Origin of the sequence: Modicisalibacter xianhensis (assembly GCF_900113605.1) — a bacterium.
GTDB classification, from domain to species: Bacteria; Pseudomonadota; Gammaproteobacteria; order Pseudomonadales; family Halomonadaceae; genus Modicisalibacter; species Modicisalibacter xianhensis.
In genome coordinates this window covers 270,771-295,192 of record NZ_FOPY01000001.1, presented here as the reverse complement: position 1 = coordinate 295,192, position 24,422 = coordinate 270,771, and the positions used below count along the sequence as shown (strand labels likewise).

The following is a 24,422-nucleotide window of genomic DNA, read 5'->3' as shown; positions in this document are numbered from 1 at the left end:
TGCCAATGCGTTTGCGGAAAACGGTACGACCAAGCTCCGGCAAACGATGGTTGTCGACGCTATCTTTCGACCGGTGTATCGTCGCGATTGCCCCATTCCTGCCATGAACCGGCGTAGGCGCGCATTCTGTCGAAGCCCAGGGCCTTGCCGACCAGCCAGGTGAATCCGCTGCGATGATGACTCTGGCAGTGAGTGATTACTTCCATGTCAGGCGTGAGCCCCAGAGCCTCCAGTTCGGTGATCAGCTCGGCATAATCGCGAATGCGCAGCTGACGGTCACGATCCATGGCATCAGTCCACTCCATGTTGACGGCACCGGGGATGTGGCCCAGGTGCTTGTTCTTGCCCTTTTCGCCCCGGAACTCCTCGGGAGCGCGCGCATCCCAGACGGCTAATGTCTTCTCGCCCAAGCGCTCGAGGAGTTCCTCGCGTTCGATCAAGGCCTGGGAATGAAGATACTCTGCCTGATAATCGCTGGGTTGCGCTACGTGCTCTTCCGTCGATAGAGGCAGGCCATCGGCACGCCAGGCATGAATACCGCCGTTAAGGTAGGAATAGCGGGTATGACCGATCAGTTCGAGGGTCCACAGCAGCCGGCCTGCCCAGCCGCCGCCCTCGTCGTCATAGGCCACCACGTGGGTGTCCCGGGTCAGGCCCAGCGAGGAAAACAGCGCCGACAGGGCCGCCTCGTCGGGTACGTCATTGGGCACCTCGCCGGTACCGTGCAGCAGGCGGCGGTGGTCGAGAAACACCGCGCCGGGAACGTGGCCTGCCGCATAGCTTTCTGCCTTCAGTGGCACATCGATGATCAGCAGTTGGGCGTCGTCGATGTACTCTGCCAGCTGTTCCGGCTCGACGATCAACGGCAGGAGGTTGGATTCCGAACTCATGAGTGACTCTCCTTGCGCGGACATTCGGGTATTGGCATCGATCATGGCACAACCCGCGCGGTTCCGGCGAATGGCGAGCCTGCTCACGACGATTTCAGGCTGTCCAGAATGCGGCGATAGCTGGCAAAGCGCGCTTCGGCGATATCGCCACGGCCCACCGCGTCGAGCAGGGCGCAGCCAGGCTCGTCCCGGTGGCGGCAGTCGCGAAAGCGGCAGTGGCCCAGCACATCGCGGAACTCGACGAAGCCTTCGGTCACCTGCTGTTCATCGAGATGGGTCAGCCCGAACTCGCGGATACCCGGCGAGTCGATCAGTTCGCCACCGGCGGGCAGCCGGTACAGGCGCGCCGTGGTCGTGGTATGCGTGCCTTTGCGCGAGTCCTCGGAGAGCGCGCCGATGCGCAAGGCCTCGTCCGGCAGCAGACGATCGATGAGTGAGGACTTGCCGACCCCGCTTTGTCCGACGAACACCGAGGTCCTGGCCTGTAGGCGGCCATGCAGGGCATCGAGGCCATGCGTTGTCCGCGTCGTGGCGCGTACCACGGCGTAGCCCAGCGCTGCGTAGCGCTCTAGCAGGGCGCCCAGCTCGCCGCCATCCTCGGGCAACAGGTCGACCTTGTTGAGTACCAGCACCGGCGTGATGCCGGTCGCTTCGGCTGCTACCAGGTAGCGGTCGATCAGATTGGCAAAGGGGGCGGGTTCGGCCGCGAAGACGATGAGGATCTGGTCGATATTGGCGGCGACCGGCTTCAGTTGCCCACGAGGGTCGGGACGCTCGAGCACGTTATCGCGAGAATCCCGGGCCACGACCACGCCGCTGCCATCCTGGGCCTGGCGCCAGATCACCCGGTCGCCGGTCACCAGCCCCTCGAGATTGGCGCGCAGGTGACAGCGGTGGGTCATGGTGTCGTCGGGGGCCTGGACGTCGAGCGTGCGGCCGAAGTGGGCAATCACCCGCCCAGGCTTTTCGGGGCCATATTCACCGGCTTCCAGCGAGCCCGCTTCGCGGGCTGCCTGCTTTTCGGCCCGGGCGGCGCGCTCGGCCTGGATCTTTTCGATACGCCAACGTTGTTGGCGCGACAGCTTGCGTTTGCTCATGCAACCTCGGCTGGGCGTACAATGGGGGCATTGTAACCAGCACGCTCCGTCATGTCCGCCCGGGACACCGGTCGAGGCTGGCTTTTTATGCATTTACCGTCAATTCACGAAGCTATTAGTACATTGCAGGAGTTACGCATGCCCGAACAGCCCGATGCGCCACGCAAGGACCTGCTGGTATGGATCGATCTGGAAATGACCGGCCTCGACCCGAACAAGGAACGTATCATCGAGGTAGCGACGCTGATCACCGATGGCGAGCTGAATCTGATCGCCGAAGGGCCGGTACTGGCGGTCAAGCAACCCGACAGCCTGCTGGCCGGCATGGACGAATGGAATACCCGGACCCACGGTGAGTCCGGACTGATCGACCGGGTCAAGTCGAGCACGGTCGACACCGCCGAGGCCGAGCGCCAGACGCTGGGGTTTCTCAACCGCTACGTGGTGCCGGGGAGTTCGCCGGTGTGCGGCAACAGCGTGCATCAGGACCGGCGCTTCCTCGAGCGCGAAATGCCGGCACTGCACGACTTCTTCCATTACCGCAACCTCGACGTGTCGACCGTCAAGGAACTGGCCAAGCGCTGGAATCCCGGCGCGCTCAAGGGCTTCGACAAGCGCAACACCCACCGCGCCCTGGACGATATCCATGAGTCCGTGAGTGAATTGGCGCATTATCGCCGCACTTTCCTGCGACTCGATGACAGCAAGGCCTCGAGCTAGTCGATGGTAGCGATCAACCGCCCGCGCTTGTCGCTTTGCCTGTCGAGGGCCCAGCGGACGTGTTCGCGCACCAAATCGGAGGGATAGGCCAGGCGCGCTCGCAGCGCGGCCTCCACCGTCTCGCTCCATGGGGCGTTGCCTAGCCCGACGGCGAGGTTGCGCAGCCAGCGTTCATAGCCAATGCGTCGAATGGCGCTGCCTTCGGTGCGCAACAGGAACTCTTCTTCGCTCCAGGCGAACAGGCGTACCAGGGCAGCGCGGTCGAGATCGTGGCGAGGCGCGAAGTCTTCCTCGTGACTGGCCCGGGTAAACCGCGTGAAGGGGCAGACGAGCTGGCAGTCGTCGCAACCGTAGATTCGGTTGCCCATCGCCTCGCGATACGCTTCGGGAATGCTGCCGTGCAGTTCGATGGTCAGGTAGGAAATGCAGCGCCGTGAATCGACAACCTTGTCGTCGATGATTGCCCCCGTCGGGCAGGCGGTGCGGCACTGGTTGCACTTGCCGCAGTGCTCGCTGTCGAAGGGCGCATCGACGGGTAGTGGCAGGTCAGTATAGAGTTCGCCAAGAAAGAACAGCGAGCCTGCCTGGGGGTGAAGCAGCATCGAATTCTTGCCGAACCAGCCCAGGCCGGCCTTCTGGGCCAGGGCCCGCTCCATGACCGGTGCGGAGTCGACGAAAGCGCGATAGCCGAAGGAGCCGACTTCATTCTCGATGTGCTTGGCCAGGGTGGCCAGGCGCTTGCGGATCAGCTTGTGGTAGTCGCGTCCCAGCGCGTAGCGTGACACGTAGGCCTTGTCCGCCTGGCCGAGAACCTTGGTGGTCTCGATTTCTGGAGGCAGATAGTCCATGCGCGCACTGATCACACGTAAGGTGCCCGGCACGAGTTCCTCCGGTCGCGTGCGCTTGCTGCCATGCTTGGCCATGAAGGCCATCTCGCCATGGTGGCCTGCGGCCAGCCAGCGTTCCAGATAGCGCTCGTGCGTGGCCAGGTCGGTATCAGTGATGCCGATCTGCTGGAAACCCAGCTCGCGTCCCCATTGCCGGATGCGCTCGGCCAGGCCGGTGAGGTCGAGAGCGTCGCCGTCGTGGACGGATTGACGTGTCATCATGAGCGTGGAAAAACGAAGGAAACGGTGCAGGAAAGCGACTGGCGCGGAGGCGCCACATTACACTACATCACAGCCCACGTCACACCGGAGGAGAGCATGCCGCGACGTTATCGTCACCCCCTGTATCACGCCGCTCAGGTCCGGGAAATCGATCAGCGCATCATCGCCTCGCAGGAAGGAGGCGACGGCTTTGGCCTGATGCAGCGGGCGGCGAAGGCCGCCTACCAGCAGTTGCGCCGGCAGTGGCCCCAGGCCCGGCACCTATGTGTCGTGTGCGGTGCAGGCAACAATGCCGGCGACGGTTATGTGATGGCCGGGCTGGCAGCGCGTGACGGGCTCGAGGTCACGCTGATTGCCGTGCGTTCACCGGAGGAGCTCAAGGGGGATGCGGCCCGTGCCCATGCCATGGCGCAGGCGGAGTCCCTGAAGGCTCAGCCTTGGCAGGCCGGTATGTCCCTGGCCGGCGAGGTGATCGTCGATGCGCTGCTGGGCACCGGGCTCGGCGGTGAGGTACGCGAGCCGTTTGCCTCGGCCATTGCCGCCATCAATGACAGTGGCTTGCCGGTGCTGGCCGTGGATGTGCCCTCGGGTTTGTCGGCCGACACCGGCGGGGTGCTGGGCACGGCCGTCGAGGCCGACATGACGGTGACGTTCATCGCCGACAAGGTCGGGTTGCACACCGGCAAGGCGACCGATCATGTTGGACGTGTCGTTTATTGCCCGTTGGACATCGACCCGTTGGCTCAGGCCGACATCGAGCCGCAGGCGGACTTGCTCGATGCCGAACTGGTTCATGAGGCATTGCCTGCGCGTCGACGCAGCAGCCACAAGGGGAACTACGGGCATCTTCTGGTGATTGGCGGTGCGCCGGGTTTTGGTGGTGCAGCCCTGTTGGCCAGCCAGGCGGGGGCACGGCTGGGTGCCGGCAAGGTCAGCCTGGCCACGGCGCCGGAGCATGTCGGTGCCAGCCTGATTCGTACTCCAGAGATCATGGCGCGTGGCGTCAGGGGCGTTTCTGACGCCCAATCGTTGATCGACATGGCCGATGTCATCGTGGTCGGACCGGGACTTGGCAAGGACGCCTGGGGCCAAGGGTTGCTACAGGCAGCGCTGGATTCCGGCAAGCCACTGGTCATCGATGCCGATGGCCTGAACCTGCTGGCCCTGTACTGGCCCGACTTGCAGCGCGACGACTGGCTTCTCACGCCCCATCCCGGCGAAGCGGGGCGATTGCTGGGGAGCGATGGCGGCGAGGTGGAGGTCGACCGGCTGACTGCGGCTCGCGAATTGCAGCAACGCCTGCACGGGACAGTCGTGCTCAAGGGGGCGGGCACGCTCGTGGCGGGGCCCACCGGCACCGCCATCTGTCCCTATGGCAATCCCGGAATGGCCAGCGGCGGAACCGGGGATGTACTGTCGGGCATGTTGGGAGCGCTCATTGCTCAGGGTTTGACCATCGAACAAGCCGCTCGGGCCGGTGTCACACTGCATGCCCTGGCCGCTGACAAGGCGGCACACGAGGAAGGGGAGCGTGGCCTGCTGGCGGGCGATCTGGCATCCTATGCGCGAACCTTGATGAATCCCGATAACGGTCACTCTTCTTGAACGAAAGCATGCAGTTATCCTTGCGTGATGAAGCCTCGCAGGTCGCCTTGGGCGAGGCACTGGGCCATGCCCTGGAAGGGCGCGGACGCGTCTTTCTCCAGGGGGAGTTGGGCGCCGGCAAGACCACGCTGTCGCGCGGCATTCTACGTGCCTACGGCTACCACGGGGCCGTCAAGAGTCCGACCTATACCTTGGTGGAGCCCTATGCGCTTGGTGAGACGCAGGTGCACCATTTCGATCTTTATCGCCTGGGAGACCCGGAGGAGCTCGAGTTCATCGGGGCACGCGACCTGTTTTCCGAGGATAGCCTGTGTCTGGTCGAGTGGCCGAGTCGCGGCGAGGGATGGCTTCCCCGGGCCGACCTGACCGTGACCTTATCCGTCGTGGGTATGGGGCGGGAGGCCAGCCTGGCAGCAGGCACGCCCCATGGCGAAAGTGTCCTTTCCCGTCTGAATAGCATCCTTGCCGAAAAGGACGACTGACAACATTATGATGTGTGTGAATCGGCCGGCGTGTCGTCTGCGTCATGCCTTTGGACTGTCGCCGCGGCGGCTGGCCACTCTGTTTCTCGGGGTGACAGCGATGCTGTTGCCTGTCGTGGGGCTGGCCACTGACGTACAGAACCTGCGCATCTGGGCGGCCCCTGACCATGCTCGCCTGGTTTTCGACCTTTCCTCGCCTGCCGACGCCAAGGTCTTCTCCCTGGATAATCCCGATCGTCTGGTCATCGACCTGCCTGATAGTCGAATGCGCCTGGACCCGGAGACGCTGGATCTGGGGGGGAGCGCCGTCAGCAAGATACGTACGGGGGTACGACATGGCGACGATCTACGTGTCGTACTCGATCTCAGCCGGAATGTGGAACCCAAGCACTTCACGCTGGCACCCAACGACCAGTATGGCCACCGCCTGGTCGTGGATCTCGAGTACCCTGGGGCGAGCGCGGTCGAAAATCCCATCGACCCCATCGAGGCCAAGATCCGCGAGCGAGAAAAGGCGGTCGATCGGGCACTGGCCGAGGCGCAGGTGAGCGGCAATACCGCCCAGGCGCAAGCGACGCTTGCTCGTGAAAAGGCTCAGCCGCATCCCAAGCGGGACATCATCATCGCCGTCGACGCCGGCCATGGTGGCGAAGACCCGGGGGCCATCGGCCCAAGCGGCATCCGCGAAAAGGATGTGGTGCTGCAGATCGCCCGGCGGCTGGAATCGCTCATTCAGGGGACGCCCGGTTACAAGGCGGTCATGATCCGCGACGGCGACTACTACGTCGGTCTACGTCAGCGCACCCTGCTGGCGCGTGACCAGAAGGCCGATTTCTTCGTCTCGATCCATGCCGATGCCTTCAAGAGTCCGCGTCCCAAGGGGAGTTCGGTATTCGCGCTGTCACAGAGCGGCGCCACGTCCGAAACTGCCAAATGGCTGGCCGCCAGCGAGAATCGTTCGGACCTGATCGGCGGTGTGGATGGCAGTCTCAACCTGGCGGACAAGGATGAGGTGCTGCGCGGTGTACTGCTCGACCTGACCATGACCGCTACACTCAACGATTCGCTGGCCGTGGGCGGCCAGGTGCTAGATCAGCTCGGGCAGATCAATCATCTGCACAAGTCGCGGGTCGAGCAGGCAGGATTCGTGGTACTCAAGTCACCGGACATTCCTTCGTTGCTGGTCGAGACGGGGTTCATTTCCAACCCGCAGGAGGAGAAGCGGCTACGCGACTCGAGCTATCAGCATTCGCTGGCCAAGGCGATCTTTACCGGAATCAACGCCCACTTCCAACGCAATCCGCCACCGGCCAGCCTGCTGGCCTGGCAGCGCGATCAGCAGCGCGGCAGCCAGGCCAACGAGTACCGCATTCAACCCGGCGATACCTTGTCGGAGATCGCTTCGCGTCACGAAGTGCCGCTGCAGACGCTCAAGCAGGCCAATGCGCTCAACGGTGATGTGATTCGGGTCGGTCAAGTATTGCGTATTCCCCGGGGTTAAGCCCGCCCAAGGGTAACGACGATGGTAGATATGACGCAGACGCGACGCATACATGTACTCAATCCGCGCCTGGCCAACCAGATCGCTGCCGGCGAGGTGGTCGAACGGCCATCGTCGGTCGTCAAGGAACTGATCGAGAACGCCATCGATGCCGGCAGCCGGCGGATCGAGGTCGAGTTGGAGGCCGGCGGGGCGCGGCTGATCAAGATTCGTGACGATGGCAGCGGCATCGCCGAGGAGGACCTGCCCCTGGCCCTGTCGCGCCATGCCACCAGCAAGATCGAGTCGCTGGAGGACCTGGAGGGAGTGGCCAGCCTGGGCTTCCGGGGCGAGGCACTGGCGTCGATCAGTTCGGTATCGCGTCTGGAGCTGATCTCGAATATCGACGACGATCCCACCGCCGGCTGGCGCGTGGTGGCCGAGGGTCGCCAGATGGAGCCGCGCGTCACGCCGGCCCCGCATCCGCGCGGCACCTCGGTGGCGGTGCGCGACCTGTTCTTCAATACCCCGGCGCGGCGCAAGTTCCTGCGTACCGAGAAGACCGAGTTCGGCCACGTCGAGGAGGCGTTCCGGCGTCTCGCCCTGTCGCGCTATGACATCGGCTGGACGCTAAGACATAACCAGAAGACCGTGCACCAGTTGCGCCCGGCCATGGATGCCCCAGCGGGAGAGCGACGTATCAGCGCCTTGCTGGGCAGCAAGTTTCTCGACAATGCCCTGCATCTGGACATCGAGGCGTCGGGGTTGCGCCTGTGGGGCTGGGTCGGCCTGCCGACCCATTCGCGTGCCCAGGCCGATCAGCAATATTTCTTTGTCAACGGGCGCGTAGTGCGGGATCGCCTGGTTGCCCATGCCATACGCCAGGCCTATCGCGACGTGCTCTTTCATGGCCGGCATCCGGCTTTTGTGCTGTATCTGGAACTTGACCCCACCGTGGTCGATGTCAACGTGCATCCCACCAAGCATGAAGTGCGCTTTCGCGATGGCCGGCTGGTCCACGACTTCCTGTTCTCGAGCCTGCATCGGGCATTGGCGGAGGTCCGTCCCAACGAGACTTCGCGTGCCGGGGCCGAGATGCAACGCGGTAGTGAAGCCAGCGAGTCGGGAGATGATGCGCCTGCCACGCCGGGTACCGTCGCGACGGAACAGCAGGCATCCGACCCGTCCCGTTGGCAGCAGCAACCCATGGCGCTCTATCCTGGCCGTGATGGTTCTGGAAAGGGAGGCGAGTCGCGCCCGGGTGCCGATCGGGTACGTGAATTCATGGCCGGCTACCGGGCGCTTCATCCCGACCATGAGGAGGCCCTGCTGACACCGCAGCCTCCATCGCCCGGTGGAGCGGAAGCCGCTGTCGCCTGGCAGGAGCGCCGCGTCGACGAGCCCCCTGTTGCCACGCTGCCCTCTGCCAGTGCACACAGTGCACAGGTCATGCCTGGGGAGGACCCGACCCAGGCACCTCCGCTGGGGTATGCCATCGCCCAGTTGCATGGCGTCTATATTCTTTCCCAGACGGCGCGAGGCTTGGTGGTGGTCGATATGCACGCCGCCCACGAGCGCATCGTCTACGAGGGCATGAAGCAGCAGGTGCATGGCATTGCTTCGGGACAAGGGCATTTGGAGGCCCAACCGTTGCTGGTACCGGTGTCGCTGGCGGCCAGCCCCGGCGAGGTGGAAACTGCCGAGCGTTGCCGCGATGCATTTTCCCGTCTGGGTGTGGAACTGGATGTTGCCGGGCCCGAGACGCTGTTGGTGCGCCAGGTCCCGTTATTGCTGGTCCAGGCCGATGCCGAGTCGCTGATTCGTGACATGCTGGCTGACCTGGAACGCTATGGCCATTCCGATCGCATCGAAGCACACATCAACGAATTGCTGGCCACCATGGCCTGCCATGGCAGCGTACGTGCCAACCGGCGCCTGACACTGGCGGAGATGAATGCCTTGTTGCGCGACATGGAACGTACCGAGCGTAGCGGCCAGTGCAACCACGGGCGCCCCACCTGGACCGAGATGTCGATGCAGGAACTCGACAAGCTGTTCCTGCGTGGCCAATGAACGACAGAGTGACAATGCAGACCGACGACCGGCCTCTCGCCATCTTTCTCATGGGGCCGACCGCCTCAGGCAAGACCGACCTGGCCATGGCGCTGCACGAGCGGCTTGGTGCCGAGCTGATCAGTGTCGACTCGGCCATGGTCTATCGAGGCATGGACATCGGTACGGCCAAGCCGTCGCCGAGTGAACTGGCGCAAGCGCCGCATCGCCTGATCGATATCCGTGACCCGGTCGAGCCCTATTCGGCGGCCCAGTTCCGCGACGACGCGCGCGAAGAAATGCGCCGGATCACTGCCCGTGGCAATACCCCGCTGCTGGTCGGCGGCACCATGCTTTACTATAAAAGCCTGGTGGGCGGTATCGCCAACCTGCCCGAGTCCGATGCCATCGTCCGTGCCGAACTCGAGGCCTGGGCAGGAAGTGAAGGGTTGCAGGCGCTGCACGACGAGTTGCAGCGGGTCGATCCCGAGTCTGCCTTGCGCATTCACCCCAATGACCCGCAGCGGTTGATGCGTGCCCTGGAGGTTCAGCGCCTCACCGGGCGCCCAATGAGTGAACTGTGGCGCGAGCAGGCCAGGGGAACCTTCCCTTGGCGTACGATGTCCATAGGGCTGGCGCCGGCCGAGCGCCATGTGCTGCACGAGCGCATCGCGCAACGTTTCACACGCATGATCGAAGCGGGATTTATCGATGAAGTCGCCGGACTCCGGCAGCGGGGCGACCTGCACCCGGAACTGCCATCGATGAAAAGCGTGGGTTACCGCCAGGTGTGGCAGTATCTCGATGGCGCTTTTGATGAACAAGCCTTGAAGTTCAAGGGAATCGTCGCCACTAGACAACTGGCCAAGCGTCAGATGACTTGGTTACGTAGCTGGCCAGCGCTTCACTGGGTTGATTCACTGGGTCGCGCTCCGCTCGAGAAGGTCCTGAATCTCGTGCGCCCCTGACGCTCTTAGCGTAAGATAAGGGCTTCGTGTGGCGGTACGCTGATACGCTGCGCATACGTGACCCTAAGGGCACATGCCTCAGGCGAATCGATAAAAATACATCAACATCAAAGAGACAGTTAGGGAGAGCAAAATGTCCAAAGGGCAGTCCCTTCAAGACCCGTATCTGAACATCCTGCGCAAGGAGCGCATCCCGGTTTCCATCTTCCTGGTCAACGGGATCAAGCTGCAGGGACAGATCGAATCCTTCGACCAGTTCGTGATCCTGTTGCGCAACACCGTCAGCCAAATGGTGTACAAGCATGCCATTTCGACTGTGGTACCGTCACGTAACGTGCGGTTGCCGGCACAGGACCCCAATGCAGCTTCACAGGAAAGCTGATAAGAGGCCTTGATTGTTTTTTGAACGTCCCGACGCCGGAGAAACGGCGGTACTCGTCCATGTCGACTTTCAGGACGAACAGGAGCGCGAAGATCCGGGTGAATTCCTGGAGCTGGTGCGCTCCGCAGGGGCTGAGCCGGCGACCCTCTTGCAGGGAAGCCGGCGCAAGCCCGACCCGCGTACCTTCATAGGTAGCGGCAAGGTGGAGGAGCTGCGCGAGCTGCTGGCCGTCCATCATGCCGAGCTGGTCATTTTCAATCATGCGCTCAGCCCGTCGCAGGAACGTAATCTGGAGCGATCGCTCAAGTGCCGTGTCCTGGACCGTACCGGGCTGATTCTGGATATCTTCGCGCAGCGTGCGCGTACCCATGAGGGTAAGCTGCAGGTCGAATTGGCCCAGCTCGAGTACATGTCCACTCGTCTAGTACGTGGCTGGACCCACCTCGAGCGCCAGAAGGGCGGCATCGGTCTGCGTGGGCCCGGGGAAACCCAGCTCGAGACCGACCGCCGACTGCTGCGGGCACGCATCAAGGCGATTCACAAGCGTCTCGACAAGGTGCGCAGCCAGCGCGAGCAGAATCGCCGGGCAAGATCGCGCGCCGAGATTCCCAGTGTTTCGCTGGTCGGCTATACCAACGCCGGTAAATCGACCTTGTTCAACGCCCTGACGTCGTCTGAGGTATATGCCGCGAACCAGCTGTTCGCGACACTCGACCCCACGTTGCGGCGCCTTGAAATCGCCGATGTCGGCCCCGTGGTGCTGGCCGATACGGTGGGCTTCATTCGTCACCTACCGCACAAGCTGGTGGAGGCTTTCCAGGCCACCCTGCAGGAGGCGGCCGAGGCCTCGCTGCTGGTCCATGTCATCGATGCCGCCGATCCCGACCGTGAGCTGAATATCGGCGAGGTCGAGGGCGTGCTCGGGGAGATCGGTGCCGATGAGGTGCCCTGTCTGCGGGTCATGAACAAGATCGACCTGCTCGACAGCGCGCCACGCATCGAGCGTGACGGCAGCGGGGTTCCCGAGGTCGTCTGGCTCTCGGCCCAGCAGGGGCTAGGGCTCGACCTGCTGGCCGAGGCGCTCTCCGAGCGTCTTGCCGAGAACGTGATCGAGGCCCGTCTGACGCTGGCTCCAAAGCAGGGTAGACTACGTGCCGGCCTGCATGAGTTGGGCGCCGTGCGCGAAGAGACCTTCGACGACGAGGGCCACACGCTGCTGAGCGTACGCCTGCCGAGGCGAGATTTCATGCAACTTCTCGCTCGGCTGGGCGAGAAGGCCGAAGACTATCTATCACCGGAAGACATGGATACGTCGCCGGTGTGGGCCGACGAGGCCCGGCGGTGACCGATCGATGCCGGTGATGTCGATGGGCCGTGCACACCTGATCAACGCATGTCGCAATCAATGCTGAGTGGAGACGACGTATGGCTTGGAACGAGCCTGGTGGTGGTGGCAACCAGCACGACCCTTGGAGTGGTGGTGGCCGTCGCGGTGGCGGCGGCAATGGCGGTGGCGGTGGTAACAACCAGGGCCCGCCCGATCTCGATGAAGCTCTGAAGAAATTTCAGGACAAGCTCAACAATATGCTCGGTGGCGGTCGCGGCAAGCGTGGCGGCAGTGGCGGCACCGGGGGCGGTAGCGGCAAGCGCAATACCTTCACGTTGCCTGCGTTGCTGGTCATCATCGCTCTGGCAATCTGGGCGGCGTCCGGTTTCTACCTGGTCGACCAGTCCGAGCGTGGCGTCGTGTTGCGCTTTGGCAAGCTGCAGAACGTGGTGAGCCCCGGTCTGCACTGGAATCCGCCGTTTATCGATGACGTGCGCATGGTCAATGTCACGCGCGTACGCTCCATTGAGCAGTCCAAGTCGATGCTGACCCAGGACGAGAACATCGTCGAGGTCGACATGTCGGTGCAGTACCGGGTGACCGATCCGGGCGAGTATGTCCTCAACGTGCGTAACCCGGAACTCAGCATCGAGAATGCCTTGGACTCGGCGCTGCGTCATGTGGTCGGAGGGACCGAGATGCAGCAGATCCTGACATCGGGTCGTGAATTGCTGGCCGATACCGTGTCGACACGCCTGCAGTCCTACCTAAATACCTATGGGGCCGGTGTGACGATCCAGGCCGTGAACGTCGAGTCTACCTCGGCACCGGATGCGGTTCAGGAAGCGTTCGACGATGTCATCAAGGCTCGTGAGGATCGTCAGCGTTCCATCAACGAAGCCATTGGTTACGCCAATGCCATCATCCCGGTCGCTCAAGGTGAAGCCCAGCGCATGATCGAACAGTCACAGGGCTATCGTGAATCGGTGGTTGCCGAGGCACAGGGTAATACCAACCGCTTCAACTCCCTGCTGTCCGAGTATAAGAACTCGCCGCAGATCATGCGTGATCGTATGTATATCGAGGCGCTGTCCGACGTGTATGGCAATACCAGCAAGGTGCTGATCGATACCGGTGCAAATAGCCCGCTGATGGTGTTGCCACTGGAGCAGATGGGATTGCGCCAGGGCAGCCCGGAAGCGGATGACGGCAACGACGGTCAGTCCCAGAGCCAGGCGGGCATGGATCCGCGCATCCTCGAACGCTTGAGTAACAGCAGCAATAGCCAGCAGCAGAGCAGCAGTGGTATCCGCAGGGAGGGCCGTCAATGATCAACAATCGTTCACTGGTCATCGTCGCCGGCCTTGCGGTAGTCGCCTGGGTCGGCAGCAGCAGCCTGTACATCGTCGACGAGACGGAGCGTGCCGTGAAGCTGCGCTTCGGTGAAATCATCGAGGAGAACATCCAGCCTGGCCTGCACTTCAAGATTCCGTTCATCCAGACCGTGCGGACCTTCGACACACGTGTGCTCACACTGGACACCGACACCAGCCGCTACCTGACCGAAGAACAGAAAGCGGTGATTGTCGATTCGTTCGTGATGTGGAAGGTCGTCAACCCGACCCGTTACTACGAGGCAACCACGGGTAACGAGCAGACCGCCGAGCGGCTGATTATGCCTCGTGTGGATGAGAGCCTGCGTAACCAGTTCGGTCGCCTCGAACTACAGGAAATCATCGCCGAGAAGCGTGACGCGCTGATGGCGGAACCCACCGAGCAACTCAACGAGCTGCTGCGCGAGGAGTTGGGTGTTGCCATCATTGATATTCGCATCAAGCGCATCGATCTGCCGGACCAGGTGACCCAGGCGGTTTACGACCGAATGCGTACCGAGCGCCAGCGCGAGGCCCGCGAGTATCGCGCTCAAGGCCAGGAGCAGGCCGAGAAGATTCGTGCCAACGCCGATCGGCGTCGTCAGGTGTTGATTGCCGAAGCCCAGGCGCGTGCCGAGACCCTGCGCGGTCAGGGCGATGCCGAAGCGGCGGCGCTCTACTCCCAGTCCTATGAACAGGATGCCGAGTTCTTCCGCTTCTACCGCAGCCTGAACGCCTACCGCGACAGCTTCGATGGAAAAGATGACATGCTTGTCCTGGCGCCGGACAGCGACTTCTTCCGCTATCTCGAAAGCGCTCGCCCGGAACAGGGCCAGAACTCAGGCCAATGACGAAAGGCTCTCCGGGGTACACCCGGAGAGCAAACGTGGTAGAATCCTTCAACCGGGCGTGGCCCGGTTTTTTTGTGCGCCATTCATTTCTGGCAGGACAGGGTAAATGACCATCGCTGACCGCTGGCTGCTTCCCGACGGCATGGACGAGGTGCTTCCTCCGCAGGCGACCCGAATGGAGACGCTGCGTCGGGCGCTGCTCGATCTCTATTATCGCTGGGGTTACGACCTGGTAATGCCGCCGCCGGTGGAGTTTCTGGATTCCTTGCTGACCGGGACAGGAACCGACCTCGATCTCCAGACCTTCAAGCTCACCGACCAACTGACCGGACGCCTGATGGGCGCCAGTGCCGACGTGACGCCGCAAGTGGCCCGCATGGACGCGCATTCCCTGAAGCGTCAGGGGCCAGCGCGGCTTTGTTACTGCAGCCACGTCTTGCGGGCCAAGGCCGACCAGCATCAGGGTGGGCGCAGCCCTGTCCAGGTCGGTGTCGAGCTATTCGGCCATGCCGGCCTCGAGGCCGATCTGGAAATCCTGCGTCTGGCCCTGTCCAGCTTGACCACGGCCGGCGCCTCGGAGATCCACCTGGCACTCGGCCACATCGGAATCTATCGTGCCCTCGTCCAGCTTGCTAATCTGCAGGAGGATGCCCGGCGCGCGTTGTTCGAGGCCATCGAGCGCAAGTCACCCAGCGAGGTCAGGACGTTGGTGGCAATGCATGTCGCCGACGCGGGGCTGGCCGAGATGTTTTCCGCCTTGGTGAATCTGCATGGTGGCGAGGAAACTATCGAGGCGGCGCGTGGTGCATTGGTCGATGCTCCGGCAGAAGTGGTCGAGGCGCTTGACCAGCTGCAGTCCCTGTGCCAAGGCGTCAAGCGGGACTATCCCGACGTCACGCTGTACATCGACCTCGCCGACCTGCGGGGCTACCAGTACCACACGGGCATGATGTTCGCGGCGTACGTGCCGGGGTATGGCCAGGCGCTGGCCAAGGGGGGGCGCTATGACGATACTGGCCGCGCCTTCGGCCGTGCCCGACCGGCGACCGGCTTCTCGATGGATCTCAAGCTGCTGGCCACCCTGGTCGAGCAGGCGCCGCAGGCCGATGGTATCTGGGCGCCGACAATGGCAACCTCGGAAACCGAGGCGCAGCAGCTCAACGCGGCCATCGCGCACCTTCGCAATGCCGGGGAGCGGGTGGTACAGGCGCTGCCCGACCAGCAGACCGGTCCCGCCGAGCACCGCTGCAATCGCCAGCTCGTGCGCCTGGGCGACGACTGGCAGGTTTCACCACTGACATGACATGGTGGGCGTTGACTGACGCATCGCCCGCAAGGCCCGATTGGCGGTTTTCTAGTTCAAGAGACGAGAGTAATGGGCAAGAACGTAGTCGTACTGGGCACCCAGTGGGGTGACGAAGGCAAGGGGAAGGTCGTCGACCTGCTTACAGAGTCGGCATCGGCAGTCGTACGGTTTCAGGGCGGGCACAACGCCGGTCACACGCTGGTCATCGACGGCGAGAAAACGGTACTGCACCTGATTCCCTCGGGTATCCTGCGCGAAGACAAGACCTGCATCATCGGCAACGGCGTGGTGTTGTCTCCAGAAGCCTTGATCAAGGAGATTCGCGAGCTCGAGGCCAAGGGCGTCCCGGTACGCGAGCGCCTGCGCCTGTCGCCGGCCTGTCCGCTGATACTCTCTTACCATGTGCGTCTCGATCAGGCGCGCGAAAAGGAACGGGGTGTGGCCAAGATCGGCACCACCGGACGCGGCATCGGGCCGGCCTATGAGGATAAGGTGGCACGTCGCGGCCTTCGCCTGGGCGACCTGCTGCATCGCGAGCGTTTCGCGTCCAAGCTGGGCGAGGTGCTGCAGTATCACAACTTCGTACTGAAGGAATATCACCGCGAGGAGCCGGTCGACTTCCAGAAGGTGTTCGACGAGGCCATGGAAATGGCCGAAGAACTGCGCCCGATGGTCTGCGATGCCGTTACCTTGGTTCACGATATTCGCAAGCGCGGCGAGAACATCCTGTTCGAGGGTGCCCAAGGCTCGTTGCTGGATATCGATCACGGTACCTACCCCTACGTGACCAGTTCCAACACTACGGCAGGTGGAACGGCAACCGGCTCCGGTGTGGGACCGCTGTACCTGGATTACGTGCTCGGTATCACCAAGGCCTACACCACGCGCGTCGGCTCTGGACCGTTCCCCACCGAGCTGTTCGATGAATTCGGTCGTCATCTGGCTGAGCGCGGCCACGAGTTCGGTGCCACTACCGGACGCCCCCGTCGTTGTGGCTGGTTCGATGCCGTGGCCCTGCGCCATGCCGTGCAGATCAATTCGGTCTCGGGCATCTGCCTGACCAAGCTCGATGTGCTCGATGGCCTGGAGAACATTCGGGTCTGTGTCGGCTATCGCAGCAAGGACGGTGAACGGCTGGATACACCCGTCGACTCCGAGGGATACGAGGCCGTCGAGCCGATCTACGAGGATTTGCCGGGATGGAGCGAGTCGACGCTGGGAATCAAGCGCGTCGAGGGTCTGCCCAAGAACGCCCGCGCGTATATCAGCTTCCTCGAAGAGCAGACTGGGACGTCGATCGACATCATTTCCACCGGTCCGGATCGCAACGAGACAATCGTGCTGCGCAATCCGTTTACTGAATAACTAACTTCTCTTTGAAGGGAAGCTTGGAATGAATAGCCGGCGCTTTTGGCGCCGGCTATTTTTTGCGTGGAATGAATGACGCTGACCCTGGTCAGCTTTCCGTCACTTCGCTCTCGTCGGCGGCGGCACGCTGGATGGCCTCGACAGCTTTTTCGTCTTCCAGCAGGTCGCGCATGGTCTGCAGCGCAATCTGGCTATCACCATCGATCACCTTGTCCAGCCAGAGAAGGGCCTGCTGCTGGTTGGCGCCTTCCAGGCCGTTGGCCCAAAGGTAAGCCTTGGCCAGTGCCAGGCGGGCAGTCGAATGGCCCTGGCTGGCTGCCTTGTACAGCCACTCCGCACCACGGTTGGTGTCCACGTCGAGCACCTCACCAGCCAGGTACTCACGGCCCAGCGAGGCCTGGGCACCGGGGTGTCCGGATTCGGCCGCTTGGGTCATCAACTGTCGACCGCGTTCGACATCCTTCTCGATACCGGCCGTACCGTAGAGCAGTGCGCGTCCGAGGATAGACTGGGACCAGGCGACGCCGGCATTGGCAGAGCGAGTCAGCCACTTCTTGGCAAGTTCGGCATCCTGCTCGACGACATCGCCTTTCAGGTAGGCCTCGCCCAGCGCCTGTGCCGCATGGGGGTTGCCCCGCTCGGCTGCCTGGGTCAGGTAGCGTACGGCCGTGTCGATATCCTGCTCGACGTTATGGCCTTCCAGATAGGCTTCGCCGAGTGTCAGGCTTGCTGCATCGTCACCACTGGTTGCCGCTTGACGCAGCAGCTCTAGGCCGCGCTGGGGCTCCGCAGGCACTAGCCTCCCTTCGAGAAGGATGCGCCCGAGATCGCGACGCGCACCGGCATTGCCTCGGGCCACGGCGCTCTTCAGGTAATTGATCCCATGCGTGGCGTTCTGCTTGACGCCCTTGCCTTCAAGATACATGTTGCCCAAGCTGGCCGCGGCGCCCGCATGTCCTTCGTCATAGGCGCGTTCGAGCCAGAGACGTGCCTCTCGGTAGTTCGGGCTCACGCCGGAGCCGTTGAGGTAGGCGCGTCCCAGGTCGGCCATTGCCGAGGGGTCGCCAAGTTCCGCGGCACGCTTGAGTGCATCGATGTCGCCGCGCTCGCCGCGGGCACGGTAGGTGCGAGAGAGCGCGTCGGTGGCGGAGTCGTGTCCGGCCTGTTGCGCTCGCTTGAGCCAGTACTCGGATTGCGCCAGGTCCTGATTGACCAGATTGCCTTCGCGGTAGGCACGGCCCAGCTCGACCATCGCATAGGCATCGCCGCCTTCGGCGGCGGTTTCGAGCAGGCGCACGGCCTGGCCGGGCTCGGTCTCCTGTAGCGGGCCGTCGAGGTAGGCCACGCCCAGCTTGGTCATGGCAGTGGTATCACCGGCCTCGGCGGCCTGCTTCAGGAGTTGTTCCGCCTTGACGGGGTCGCTGTTGAGTACCTCGCCTTCCAGGTACGCTTCGCCGAGCAGGCGAGATGCGAAAACCTGCCCCTCGGCAGCGGCTTCCTTGAGCAGTTGCACGGCGCGCACGCCGTCCGGCGCAACTCCGTTGCCTTCCAGGTACGCTTCGCCGAGCTGGGCCGTGGCATAGCTGCTGCCTGCTTCATGACCCCGCTGCAAGTACTCGATGGCACGCTGGGGCTGGGTCGGACCATTTTCGGGGTCGAGGTAAACTCCCCCCAGGACAGCCAATGCCAGAGGATCGTTTTCCCGGGCGGCCTGTTCGAGCAGGTCGATTCCCCGGTTGGGTTGCGCCGGTAGCACATTGCCTTCGAGATAGGCACGACCCAGCACAACTTGGGCATAGGTGGACCCTTGGTCCGCAGCCATGCTTAGCCAATGCTCAGCCTGCGTCGGGTTGGGAGTGACCCCGTTCTCGCCAAGCAGGGCATTGCCGAGATGTTCCATGGCTTCGACGTCGCCTGCCTCCGCGGCCTGTCGCAGCAGATCCATGCCGCGCTGGGTGTCTCCCGAGGCCAGCAGCATTTCGCCGGTCTCCGCCAAGGCTTCGGGGTTGCCGGAATCGGCGGCCCGCATCAGCCATTGACGCCGCTTGTCGGGATCAGGCTCCAGCAGGCCATTCTGCGAATATAGCGAGGCCAGGTTGACCATGGCGCCGACATCGCCGGCGTTAGCCTTTTTCTCGAGAATATCGGCGTAGCGGCGGGCATAGGCACGTGACTGACTCAGATTCTGCTGATACCAGCCATTTTCACTGTAGGCTTCGGCCAGGGCGCGCAGCGCCCCTTCATGATTCTGCTTGGCGGCACTCTCGTAGAACTTGATCGCCATGCGGGGATCGGCAGGCACTCCCTGGCCCTGGGCCAGCATATCGCCCATCATGTCCTCGGCGCTTCCGCCGGTACCGGCCTCCACGGCTTGCTTGACCAGGCGATAGGCAAGTGTCTCGTTGCGCTGGACACCGTCACCAGCCAGGTAGAGCCGGGCCAGGTTCAACGAGGCATAGCCTTGAATTGAGGTAGGGGTCCGAATGGCTTCGCCATAGTACTCAGCGGCTTTGGCAGGGTCGCGAGCCACGCCCAGCCCTTGGGCGTAGACCTTGCCCAACTCGTAATAGGCTGGTGGATAACCCTGTCGTGCCAAGGCCCGCAACTGAGCGATACCATCGCTGGTGTTGCCGCTCTCCACGGCCTGGCTGGCCATGTCGACACGCCCCCAGTCCATGGAATCCATATCGGCTGGTGCACCGCCGTCGAACCAGTCACTGTACTGTGAATCGACGGCGGGCTCGGGCAGCCCGCTGGTCTGCATGCCGCCACCGCCTGTTGCGCAACCGCCCAGCCAAAGTGCGGCAGTTGCGGTAGCAAGCCATCTTGCGGATCCTGCCGAACGAGTCACGTTCCGTAGCGTCGGATCTGTCATCACTGTCTTCTCCTGGTGCAAAGCGATACGAGGACTGGCTTTCCTTGCCCGTCCACTCAAAGCATGGCGTTTGCCACTGCCTCGTCATTCGCCTTGGTCAATAATTGGCGCATGGTGTCCAGTGCAAACTGGCTACCGCTGTCGAGCACGGTATCCAGCCATAGCAATGCCTGCTGCTGGTTGGCATCTTCGAGGCCATTGGCCCAGAGATAGGCCTTGGCCAGTGCCAAGCGAGCCGAGGGATGGCCCTGCTGGGCTGCCTGATAGAGTAGTTCGGCGCCTTGCTGGCGATCCTTGGTGAGGAGTTCGCCCTTGAGGTATTCCCGGCCCAAGGCGACCTGGGCACCGGCGTGGCCCTGCTTGGCGGCGTCAAGAAGAAGACGCTCGCCACGCTGCACGTCCTGCGTGAAGCCGTTCTCCCCGAACAGATAGGCATAGCCTAGTCGATAGCGGGAGGGGATGTGTCCGCCGTCGGCGGCCTGGGACAGCCACTGCCTGGCCTGCTGAGGGTCCTGGGCGACACCGGTGCCTTCGAGATAGGCTTTGCCCAGCAGGCGAGCCGCACCGGTGTGTCCTGACTGCGCGGCAGCCTTGAGCAGCGGGATGGCCCTGTCGGGGTCGGCAGGAAGTCCCGTGCCGGTCAGCAGCAGTTCGCCAAGGTCGGCACGGGCGCCTTCATGCCCTCGCTCGGCTGCTATCTGGAGATATTCGGCGCCCTGGGACGGGCTCCTTTCGACACCCTCGCCGGCCAGATACATGCGGCCCAGCTCGGCGGCCGCGCCGGCGTGCCCACCCTGCGTGGCCCGAGCCAGCCAGCGGGCAGCGCTAGCCTTGTCGATCCCGAGCCCGGTGCCGTGTCGATAGGCCCGGCCCAGCGTCGCTGCCGCGTTCACGGAGCCCCGATCGGCTGCGTTCGACAACCAGTACCTGGCCTGTTCGGGGTCACGTTGCAGTTGTGCTTCGCCCAGGTCCCGCATGGCATAGATATCGCCTGCCTGGGCGGCCTGACGCAACATGGCCAACCCTTGGTCCGTTTGGCCTTCCTCGAGCAGGATGTCTCCAGCTGTGCCCATCGAGCCGACATGGCCGGCCTGTGCCGCTCTCATCAGCCAATGTCGGTGTTGATCTGGTTGCGGTCCCAGCAAGCCGTCCCGCTCATACAGCCTGGCCAAGGCTGCCATGGCATCCGCATCGCCCTGGTGAGCCTGCCTCTCGAGTGTTCTGGCGTAGCGCTCGGCGTAGTCATTGGCGAGAGACACATCGCGTGCCAACCAGCCACCTGGGGCATGCGCCTCGGCCAAGGCCTGCAGGGCCTGCCCGTCGCCCTGAGCCGCTGCCTGGGAATATAGCACCGAGGCGCGCTGGGTACTGCGTGACGTACCGCGCCCCTCGACGAGCATCTCGGCGAGCGCGACCTGGGCATTAGGGCCGGTATCCTCGGCAACCGCCTGACGAAAGAGCTGGTAGGCGAGCGACTCGTTCCGGTCGACGCCGCGTCCGTCACGATAGAGGCGACCAAGACGCAGGGAGGCATTACCGAGAATGGGGGAGGGGCGGCGTAGCGCCTGCCCATAGTATCTGGCTGCCTCGGCCGGGTCCGGGGCCATGCCCAGCCCCTCTTCGTACAGCTTGCCCATTTCGTAGTAGGCCGGCGGAAAACCTTCATTCATCAGCGAGGCAAGCAACCCCTTGGCGCGTTGGGCATTGCCTGACTCTGCGGCCTGGCGGGCAAAGTCGATACGCCCCCAGTCCATGGAGTCCATGTCTGCGGGGGCTCCCCCATCGAACCAGTCCTGATAGGCGGGATCGATGGCGCTATCCAGCGCCAAGGAATGGCCGCGCTCCATGGCACAGCCACCCAGTAACATCAGCGAGGTGGCAGCGAGCAGGCCTTGACAGGCTCGTGCACGCCGCAGGGACTGGCTCGACGTAGCACTGACAGTCATTAAGTACGCCCTCCTATGCGGGTCAATCGGGCCAGTCTGTGCCGGCCTGTCACTCGGACATGTCCTGCAGTTCGGCCATGCGCTCTTCAGTCTCTTTTATGACTTGGTGTTGCTGATCGTCGGGGTCCATGTAATACAGCGTGACATAGCCACCAGCGCCACGGTTGAACACGGGACGGAGCGGTTTCAGGAACTTGGCGATACGTGGCTCGTCGAAGCGTGACTGGTAGATTTCCATCCAGGAAAAATACTGGTCATCCTGGAAAAACCCCCGGTACTGCTCTTGTGGAGCCATGTCGCCGAGTTGGGTGGGGTCCTCGAAGATATCCAGCGCGAAGCTGACTGCATCGTGGATGGTGTGGCCATCGATCTCCAGGTCGTAGATGTCATAGCCCTGACGGGCAATGAGTTGCATGTTGGGAATCAGGTAGAGCAGGGCGTAGTTCTGGTAGTGGCTGGCCCGGCGTCCGCGTTTCATCTCCAGCCGAAACGCGCCTTCCGGTGTCAGGTCGCTGAGCGCCGAGTAGATGGCGCTCACGCCGAAGCGAAAGAGTTCGTTGTCCTGGGTCAGGATGCCGACCGAGGTTGCGTATAGCGCCCGCCGATAGAAGTGGTTGTTGCAGCACGTGTTCTCCGGCAAGCCGGGAATATCGGCGTGCTGGTGGGCCAGGCGATTCAGCCAATCATCGACATGCGCGATTTCTTCGTCCATGCCTTCGATGTCCGGTCGTACAATGGAGTAGGCCATGGCGGCAGCGAAGATCATCGATTCCGTCGCGAACCAGGCCTGAGGCTGGGAGGTCTCGAAATAGAAGTCCATCAAGGCGTCGGACGTGGCCCAATGATCGAGGAACTTGACCAGGCATTCGGCATAATAGATGTCCTCACTGGCAACGTAGGAGCCTGCAAGCTTGGCGACGGTATCCTCGAACTGGAACATGGGGCGTGAAACGACTCGCCACTCCTTGGGGTTCGGATAGAAGCCTGGTACGCGGATCTGATCGTCCAGAGGGGGAATGGCGAGCAATTCCCGGCAACTCGGACCGCTCTCCAATTGCGCTGACTGTTGCAAGAGAAGGGCATTATCCGTCTGGTTGAGCAACGCCATGCGCTCGTGCACGTCGAAGTAGGAAGCGTCGGGATCCGTCACCGTATACTCGGAGAGATCGAGCGCCCGGCGTTCTTCCAGTGACATGGCCATGGCCTCGGTTGCCGCCAGGGCGAGGCATGCCACGAGCAGTCGGCTCATGCCTTTGAGTGTATTGCTAAGTCCATTTGGCAAAGACATCACTATCTACCGTAGTCAGATGTGGATTGAAATCATGTGGCGACAGTTCCCTGGTTACGTCCTGGCGGCTGGTCAATGTGCCGTTTTCTTCCAGATACGTTCTTTTTGTTCTTCCCTGCGGTCCTGCAGTGTTTCGTGCCACTGGGCCTGCGGATCCATGAAATGAAGCGTCACGTAGCCCCCAGTACCCCGGTTGTAGATTGGCCGGTAAGGCGTGATGAACTCGGCGATCCTCGGATCGTGGAAGCGCGACTGGTACATTTCCATCCAGGCGAAGTACTGGTCGTCCTGGAAGAATCCCTTGTACTGCTCGTGCGGTGCCATGTCGCCGAGGGCTGATGGGTCCTCGAACGTATCCAGGGCAAAATCGACCGCATCGTGGATGGTGTGACCATTGATCTCCAGGTCGAACACGTCATAGCCCTGGCGTGCAATGATCTGCAGGTTGGGGATCAGGTAGAGCAGGGCGTAGTTCTGGTAATGGCTGGCCCGACGTCCGCGCTGCATTTCCAGGGGAAAGGCACCTTCCGGTGTCATGTCGCTGAGTGCCGAATAGATTGCACTGACACCGAAGCGGAACAGTTCATCGTCATCGGTGAGTACGCCCACCATCGTGGCGTACAGGGCACGCCGGTAAAAGTGGTTGTTGCAACAGCTGCTGTTGTGACCGGGGATGGCCGAGTGCTGGTAGGCAAGGCGACTGAGCCAGTCGTCGATGCGCTGGATTTCGCTGTCCATTCCTTCGACTGAAGGGCGAACCACCGAGTAGGCCATAGCTGCCGAGAAGAGCATGGACTCGGTCGAGAACCAGGCCTGTGGCTGCTGCCAGGTGTAGAAGAAATCCATCAGGGCATCGGACTCGGCCCAGTGGTCGAGGAACTTGACCAGACACTGTGCATAGTAGTCATCCCCCGTTGCCACGTAGGTGCCGGCCAGGCGGGATACCACATCCTCGAACTCAGTGAGCGGCTTGACGGCAAACCGCCACTCGTCCGGGCTGGGATAAAAGCCCGGTATGCGAATTTTCTTCTCGAGTGGCGGAATTTCCAGCATCTGCTGGCAACTGACGCCATAGGAGAGTTCGTGAGCGTGCTGCATCAGTAACGGGTTTTCCGTGTCCTCCAACAGCGCCATGCGTTGTGGTACATCGAAGTACGATGCATCGGGATCCGTGACCGTATAGGCAGAAAGATCCAATTGCTGGCGCTCTTCGTATGTCATGCTCCAGGCCGGTGTGATGCCGACGAGAAACAACAATCCCATCACCAGGCCGCGGCCGGTGTTCTGCGTACGTAATGTCATG

General features: G+C 62.6%; 19 protein-coding genes. 12 read left to right on the top strand and 7 right to left on the bottom strand.

From position 1 onward, the window contains the following. Positions 1-59: 59 nt before the first annotated feature. Together BM194_RS01350 and rsgA are read right to left on the bottom strand one after the other, a co-directional pair. The gene (locus BM194_RS01350; protein WP_092842836.1) at positions 60-890 is read right to left on the bottom strand and encodes a sulfurtransferase; all 831 of its coding nucleotides are present in this window, start codon (positions 888-890) and stop codon (positions 60-62) included. An 83-nt stretch (positions 891-973) separates the two neighbouring features. Further along, positions 974-1,987, bottom strand: coding sequence for a small ribosomal subunit biogenesis GTPase RsgA (gene rsgA, locus BM194_RS01345; RefSeq protein WP_092842835.1), 1,014 nt, complete (start codon positions 1,985-1,987; stop codon positions 974-976). 138 nt (positions 1,988-2,125) lie between these two features. Between rsgA and orn the strand changes: the two genes are divergently transcribed. Beyond that, entirely contained in the window at positions 2,126-2,707 is a 582-nt protein-coding gene (gene orn / locus BM194_RS01340) for an oligoribonuclease (RefSeq protein WP_092842834.1), read from the top strand. Here orn and queG read toward each other — a convergent pair. After that, a complete protein-coding gene (gene queG, locus BM194_RS01335) occupies positions 2,704-3,816 on the bottom strand; it encodes a tRNA epoxyqueuosine(34) reductase QueG (protein ID WP_422730616.1) in 1,113 nt (370 codons plus the stop codon). The two genes, orn and queG, sit on opposite strands and share 4 nt — an antisense overlap. 96 nt (positions 3,817-3,912) lie before the next feature. Between queG and BM194_RS01330 the strand changes: the two genes are divergently transcribed. The 11 genes from BM194_RS01330 (at position 3,913) to BM194_RS01280 (ending at position 17,007) form a co-directional block, all read left to right on the top strand. Continuing rightward, positions 3,913-5,421 carry an NAD(P)H-hydrate dehydratase gene (locus BM194_RS01330; protein ID WP_092842832.1) on the top strand — a complete coding sequence of 503 codons (1,509 nt, stop codon included), beginning with the start codon at positions 3,913-3,915 and terminating at the stop codon, positions 5,419-5,421. 8 nt (positions 5,422-5,429) lie between these two features. Beyond that, positions 5,430-5,903, top strand: coding sequence for a tRNA (adenosine(37)-N6)-threonylcarbamoyltransferase complex ATPase subunit type 1 TsaE (tsaE, locus tag BM194_RS01325; protein ID WP_092842831.1), 474 nt, complete (start codon positions 5,430-5,432; stop codon positions 5,901-5,903). A 100-nt stretch (positions 5,904-6,003) separates the two neighbouring features. Then, positions 6,004-7,404, top strand: coding sequence for an N-acetylmuramoyl-L-alanine amidase (locus tag BM194_RS01320; RefSeq protein WP_177223313.1), 1,401 nt, complete (start codon positions 6,004-6,006; stop codon positions 7,402-7,404). Between the two features lie 30 nt (positions 7,405-7,434). Next, a complete protein-coding gene (gene mutL / locus BM194_RS01315; RefSeq protein ID WP_092842830.1) occupies positions 7,435-9,456 on the top strand; it encodes a DNA mismatch repair endonuclease MutL in 2,022 nt (673 codons plus the stop codon). Between the two features lie 14 nt (positions 9,457-9,470). Next, positions 9,471-10,403, top strand: coding sequence for a tRNA (adenosine(37)-N6)-dimethylallyltransferase MiaA (gene miaA / locus BM194_RS01310; RefSeq protein ID WP_244890839.1), 933 nt, complete (start codon positions 9,471-9,473; stop codon positions 10,401-10,403). 133 nt (positions 10,404-10,536) lie between these two features. Next, positions 10,537-10,785, top strand: coding sequence for an RNA chaperone Hfq (gene hfq, locus BM194_RS01305; RefSeq protein WP_019017249.1), 249 nt, complete (start codon positions 10,537-10,539; stop codon positions 10,783-10,785). 13 nt (positions 10,786-10,798) lie between these two features. Then, the gene (gene hflX / locus BM194_RS01300) at positions 10,799-12,130 is read left to right on the top strand and encodes a ribosome rescue GTPase HflX (protein WP_092842828.1); all 1,332 of its coding nucleotides are present in this window, start codon (positions 10,799-10,801) and stop codon (positions 12,128-12,130) included. An 80-nt stretch (positions 12,131-12,210) separates the two neighbouring features. After that, complete coding sequence (gene hflK, locus BM194_RS01295; RefSeq protein WP_092842827.1) at positions 12,211-13,443, top strand: FtsH protease activity modulator HflK; 1,233 nt, start codon at positions 12,211-12,213, stop codon at positions 13,441-13,443. After that, complete coding sequence (gene hflC / locus BM194_RS01290) at positions 13,440-14,336, top strand: protease modulator HflC (protein WP_092842826.1); 897 nt, start codon at positions 13,440-13,442, stop codon at positions 14,334-14,336. Before hflK ends, hflC begins: the two co-directional genes overlap by 4 nt. 106 nt (positions 14,337-14,442) lie before the next feature. After that, entirely contained in the window at positions 14,443-15,639 is a 1,197-nt protein-coding gene (locus BM194_RS01285) for an ATP phosphoribosyltransferase regulatory subunit (protein WP_092842825.1), read from the top strand. Between the two features lie 72 nt (positions 15,640-15,711). After that, complete coding sequence (locus tag BM194_RS01280) at positions 15,712-17,007, top strand: adenylosuccinate synthase (protein WP_092842824.1); 1,296 nt, start codon at positions 15,712-15,714, stop codon at positions 17,005-17,007. Between the two features lie 91 nt (positions 17,008-17,098). Here the strand turns inward: BM194_RS01280 and BM194_RS01275 are convergent, their stop codons facing one another. The 4 genes from BM194_RS01275 to BM194_RS01260 all read right to left on the bottom strand — a co-directional run bounded on the left by BM194_RS01275 (position 17,099) and on the right by BM194_RS01260 (position 24,421). Continuing rightward, positions 17,099-19,774: a tetratricopeptide repeat protein gene (locus BM194_RS01275; protein WP_244890838.1), complete on the bottom strand. Its 2,676-nt coding sequence runs from the start codon at positions 19,772-19,774 to the stop codon at positions 17,099-17,101. Between the two features lie 167 nt (positions 19,775-19,941). Continuing rightward, complete coding sequence (locus BM194_RS01270) at positions 19,942-21,831, bottom strand: tetratricopeptide repeat protein (RefSeq protein ID WP_092842822.1); 1,890 nt, start codon at positions 21,829-21,831, stop codon at positions 19,942-19,944. Between the two features lie 49 nt (positions 21,832-21,880). Next, entirely contained in the window at positions 21,881-23,080 is a 1,200-nt protein-coding gene (locus BM194_RS01265; protein WP_092842821.1) for an alginate lyase family protein, read from the bottom strand. Between the two features lie 111 nt (positions 23,081-23,191). Continuing rightward, positions 23,192-24,421, bottom strand: a complete 1,230-nt coding sequence (locus BM194_RS01260; protein WP_092842820.1) for an alginate lyase family protein — start codon at positions 24,419-24,421, stop codon at positions 23,192-23,194. Position 24,422 lies beyond the last annotated feature (1 nt).

Excerpts from the sequence above, each read along its gene's own strand:
- BM194_RS01350 (WP_092842836.1), bottom strand. The coding sequence starts at position 890 with ATGAGTTCGGAATCCAACCTCCTGCCGTTGATCGTCGAGCCGGAACAG.
- rsgA (WP_092842835.1), bottom strand. The coding sequence starts at position 1,987 with ATGAGCAAACGCAAGCTGTCGCGCCAACAACGTTGGCGTATCGAAAAG.
- orn (WP_092842834.1), top strand. The coding sequence starts at position 2,126 with ATGCCCGAACAGCCCGATGCGCCACGCAAGGACCTGCTGGTATGGATC.
- queG (WP_422730616.1), bottom strand. The coding sequence starts at position 3,816 with ATGATGACACGTCAATCCGTCCACGACGGCGACGCTCTCGACCTCACC.
- BM194_RS01330 (WP_092842832.1), top strand. The coding sequence starts at position 3,913 with ATGCCGCGACGTTATCGTCACCCCCTGTATCACGCCGCTCAGGTCCGG.
- tsaE (WP_092842831.1), top strand. The coding sequence starts at position 5,430 with ATGCAGTTATCCTTGCGTGATGAAGCCTCGCAGGTCGCCTTGGGCGAG.
- BM194_RS01320 (WP_177223313.1), top strand. The coding sequence starts at position 6,004 with ATGCTGTTGCCTGTCGTGGGGCTGGCCACTGACGTACAGAACCTGCGC.
- mutL (WP_092842830.1), top strand. The coding sequence starts at position 7,435 with ATGACGCAGACGCGACGCATACATGTACTCAATCCGCGCCTGGCCAAC.
- miaA (WP_244890839.1), top strand. The coding sequence starts at position 9,471 with ATGCAGACCGACGACCGGCCTCTCGCCATCTTTCTCATGGGGCCGACC.
- hfq (WP_019017249.1), top strand. The coding sequence starts at position 10,537 with ATGTCCAAAGGGCAGTCCCTTCAAGACCCGTATCTGAACATCCTGCGC.
- hflK (WP_092842827.1), top strand. The coding sequence starts at position 12,211 with ATGGCTTGGAACGAGCCTGGTGGTGGTGGCAACCAGCACGACCCTTGG.
- hflC (WP_092842826.1), top strand. The coding sequence starts at position 13,440 with ATGATCAACAATCGTTCACTGGTCATCGTCGCCGGCCTTGCGGTAGTC.
- BM194_RS01285 (WP_092842825.1), top strand. The coding sequence starts at position 14,443 with ATGACCATCGCTGACCGCTGGCTGCTTCCCGACGGCATGGACGAGGTG.
- BM194_RS01280 (WP_092842824.1), top strand. The coding sequence starts at position 15,712 with ATGGGCAAGAACGTAGTCGTACTGGGCACCCAGTGGGGTGACGAAGGC.
- BM194_RS01275 (WP_244890838.1), bottom strand. The coding sequence starts at position 19,774 with ATGCAGACCAGCGGGCTGCCCGAGCCCGCCGTCGATTCACAGTACAGT.
- BM194_RS01270 (WP_092842822.1), bottom strand. The coding sequence starts at position 21,831 with ATGACTGTCAGTGCTACGTCGAGCCAGTCCCTGCGGCGTGCACGAGCC.
- BM194_RS01265 (WP_092842821.1), bottom strand. The coding sequence starts at position 23,080 with ATGAGCCGACTGCTCGTGGCATGCCTCGCCCTGGCGGCAACCGAGGCC.
- BM194_RS01260 (WP_092842820.1), bottom strand. The coding sequence starts at position 24,421 with ATGACATTACGTACGCAGAACACCGGCCGCGGCCTGGTGATGGGATTG.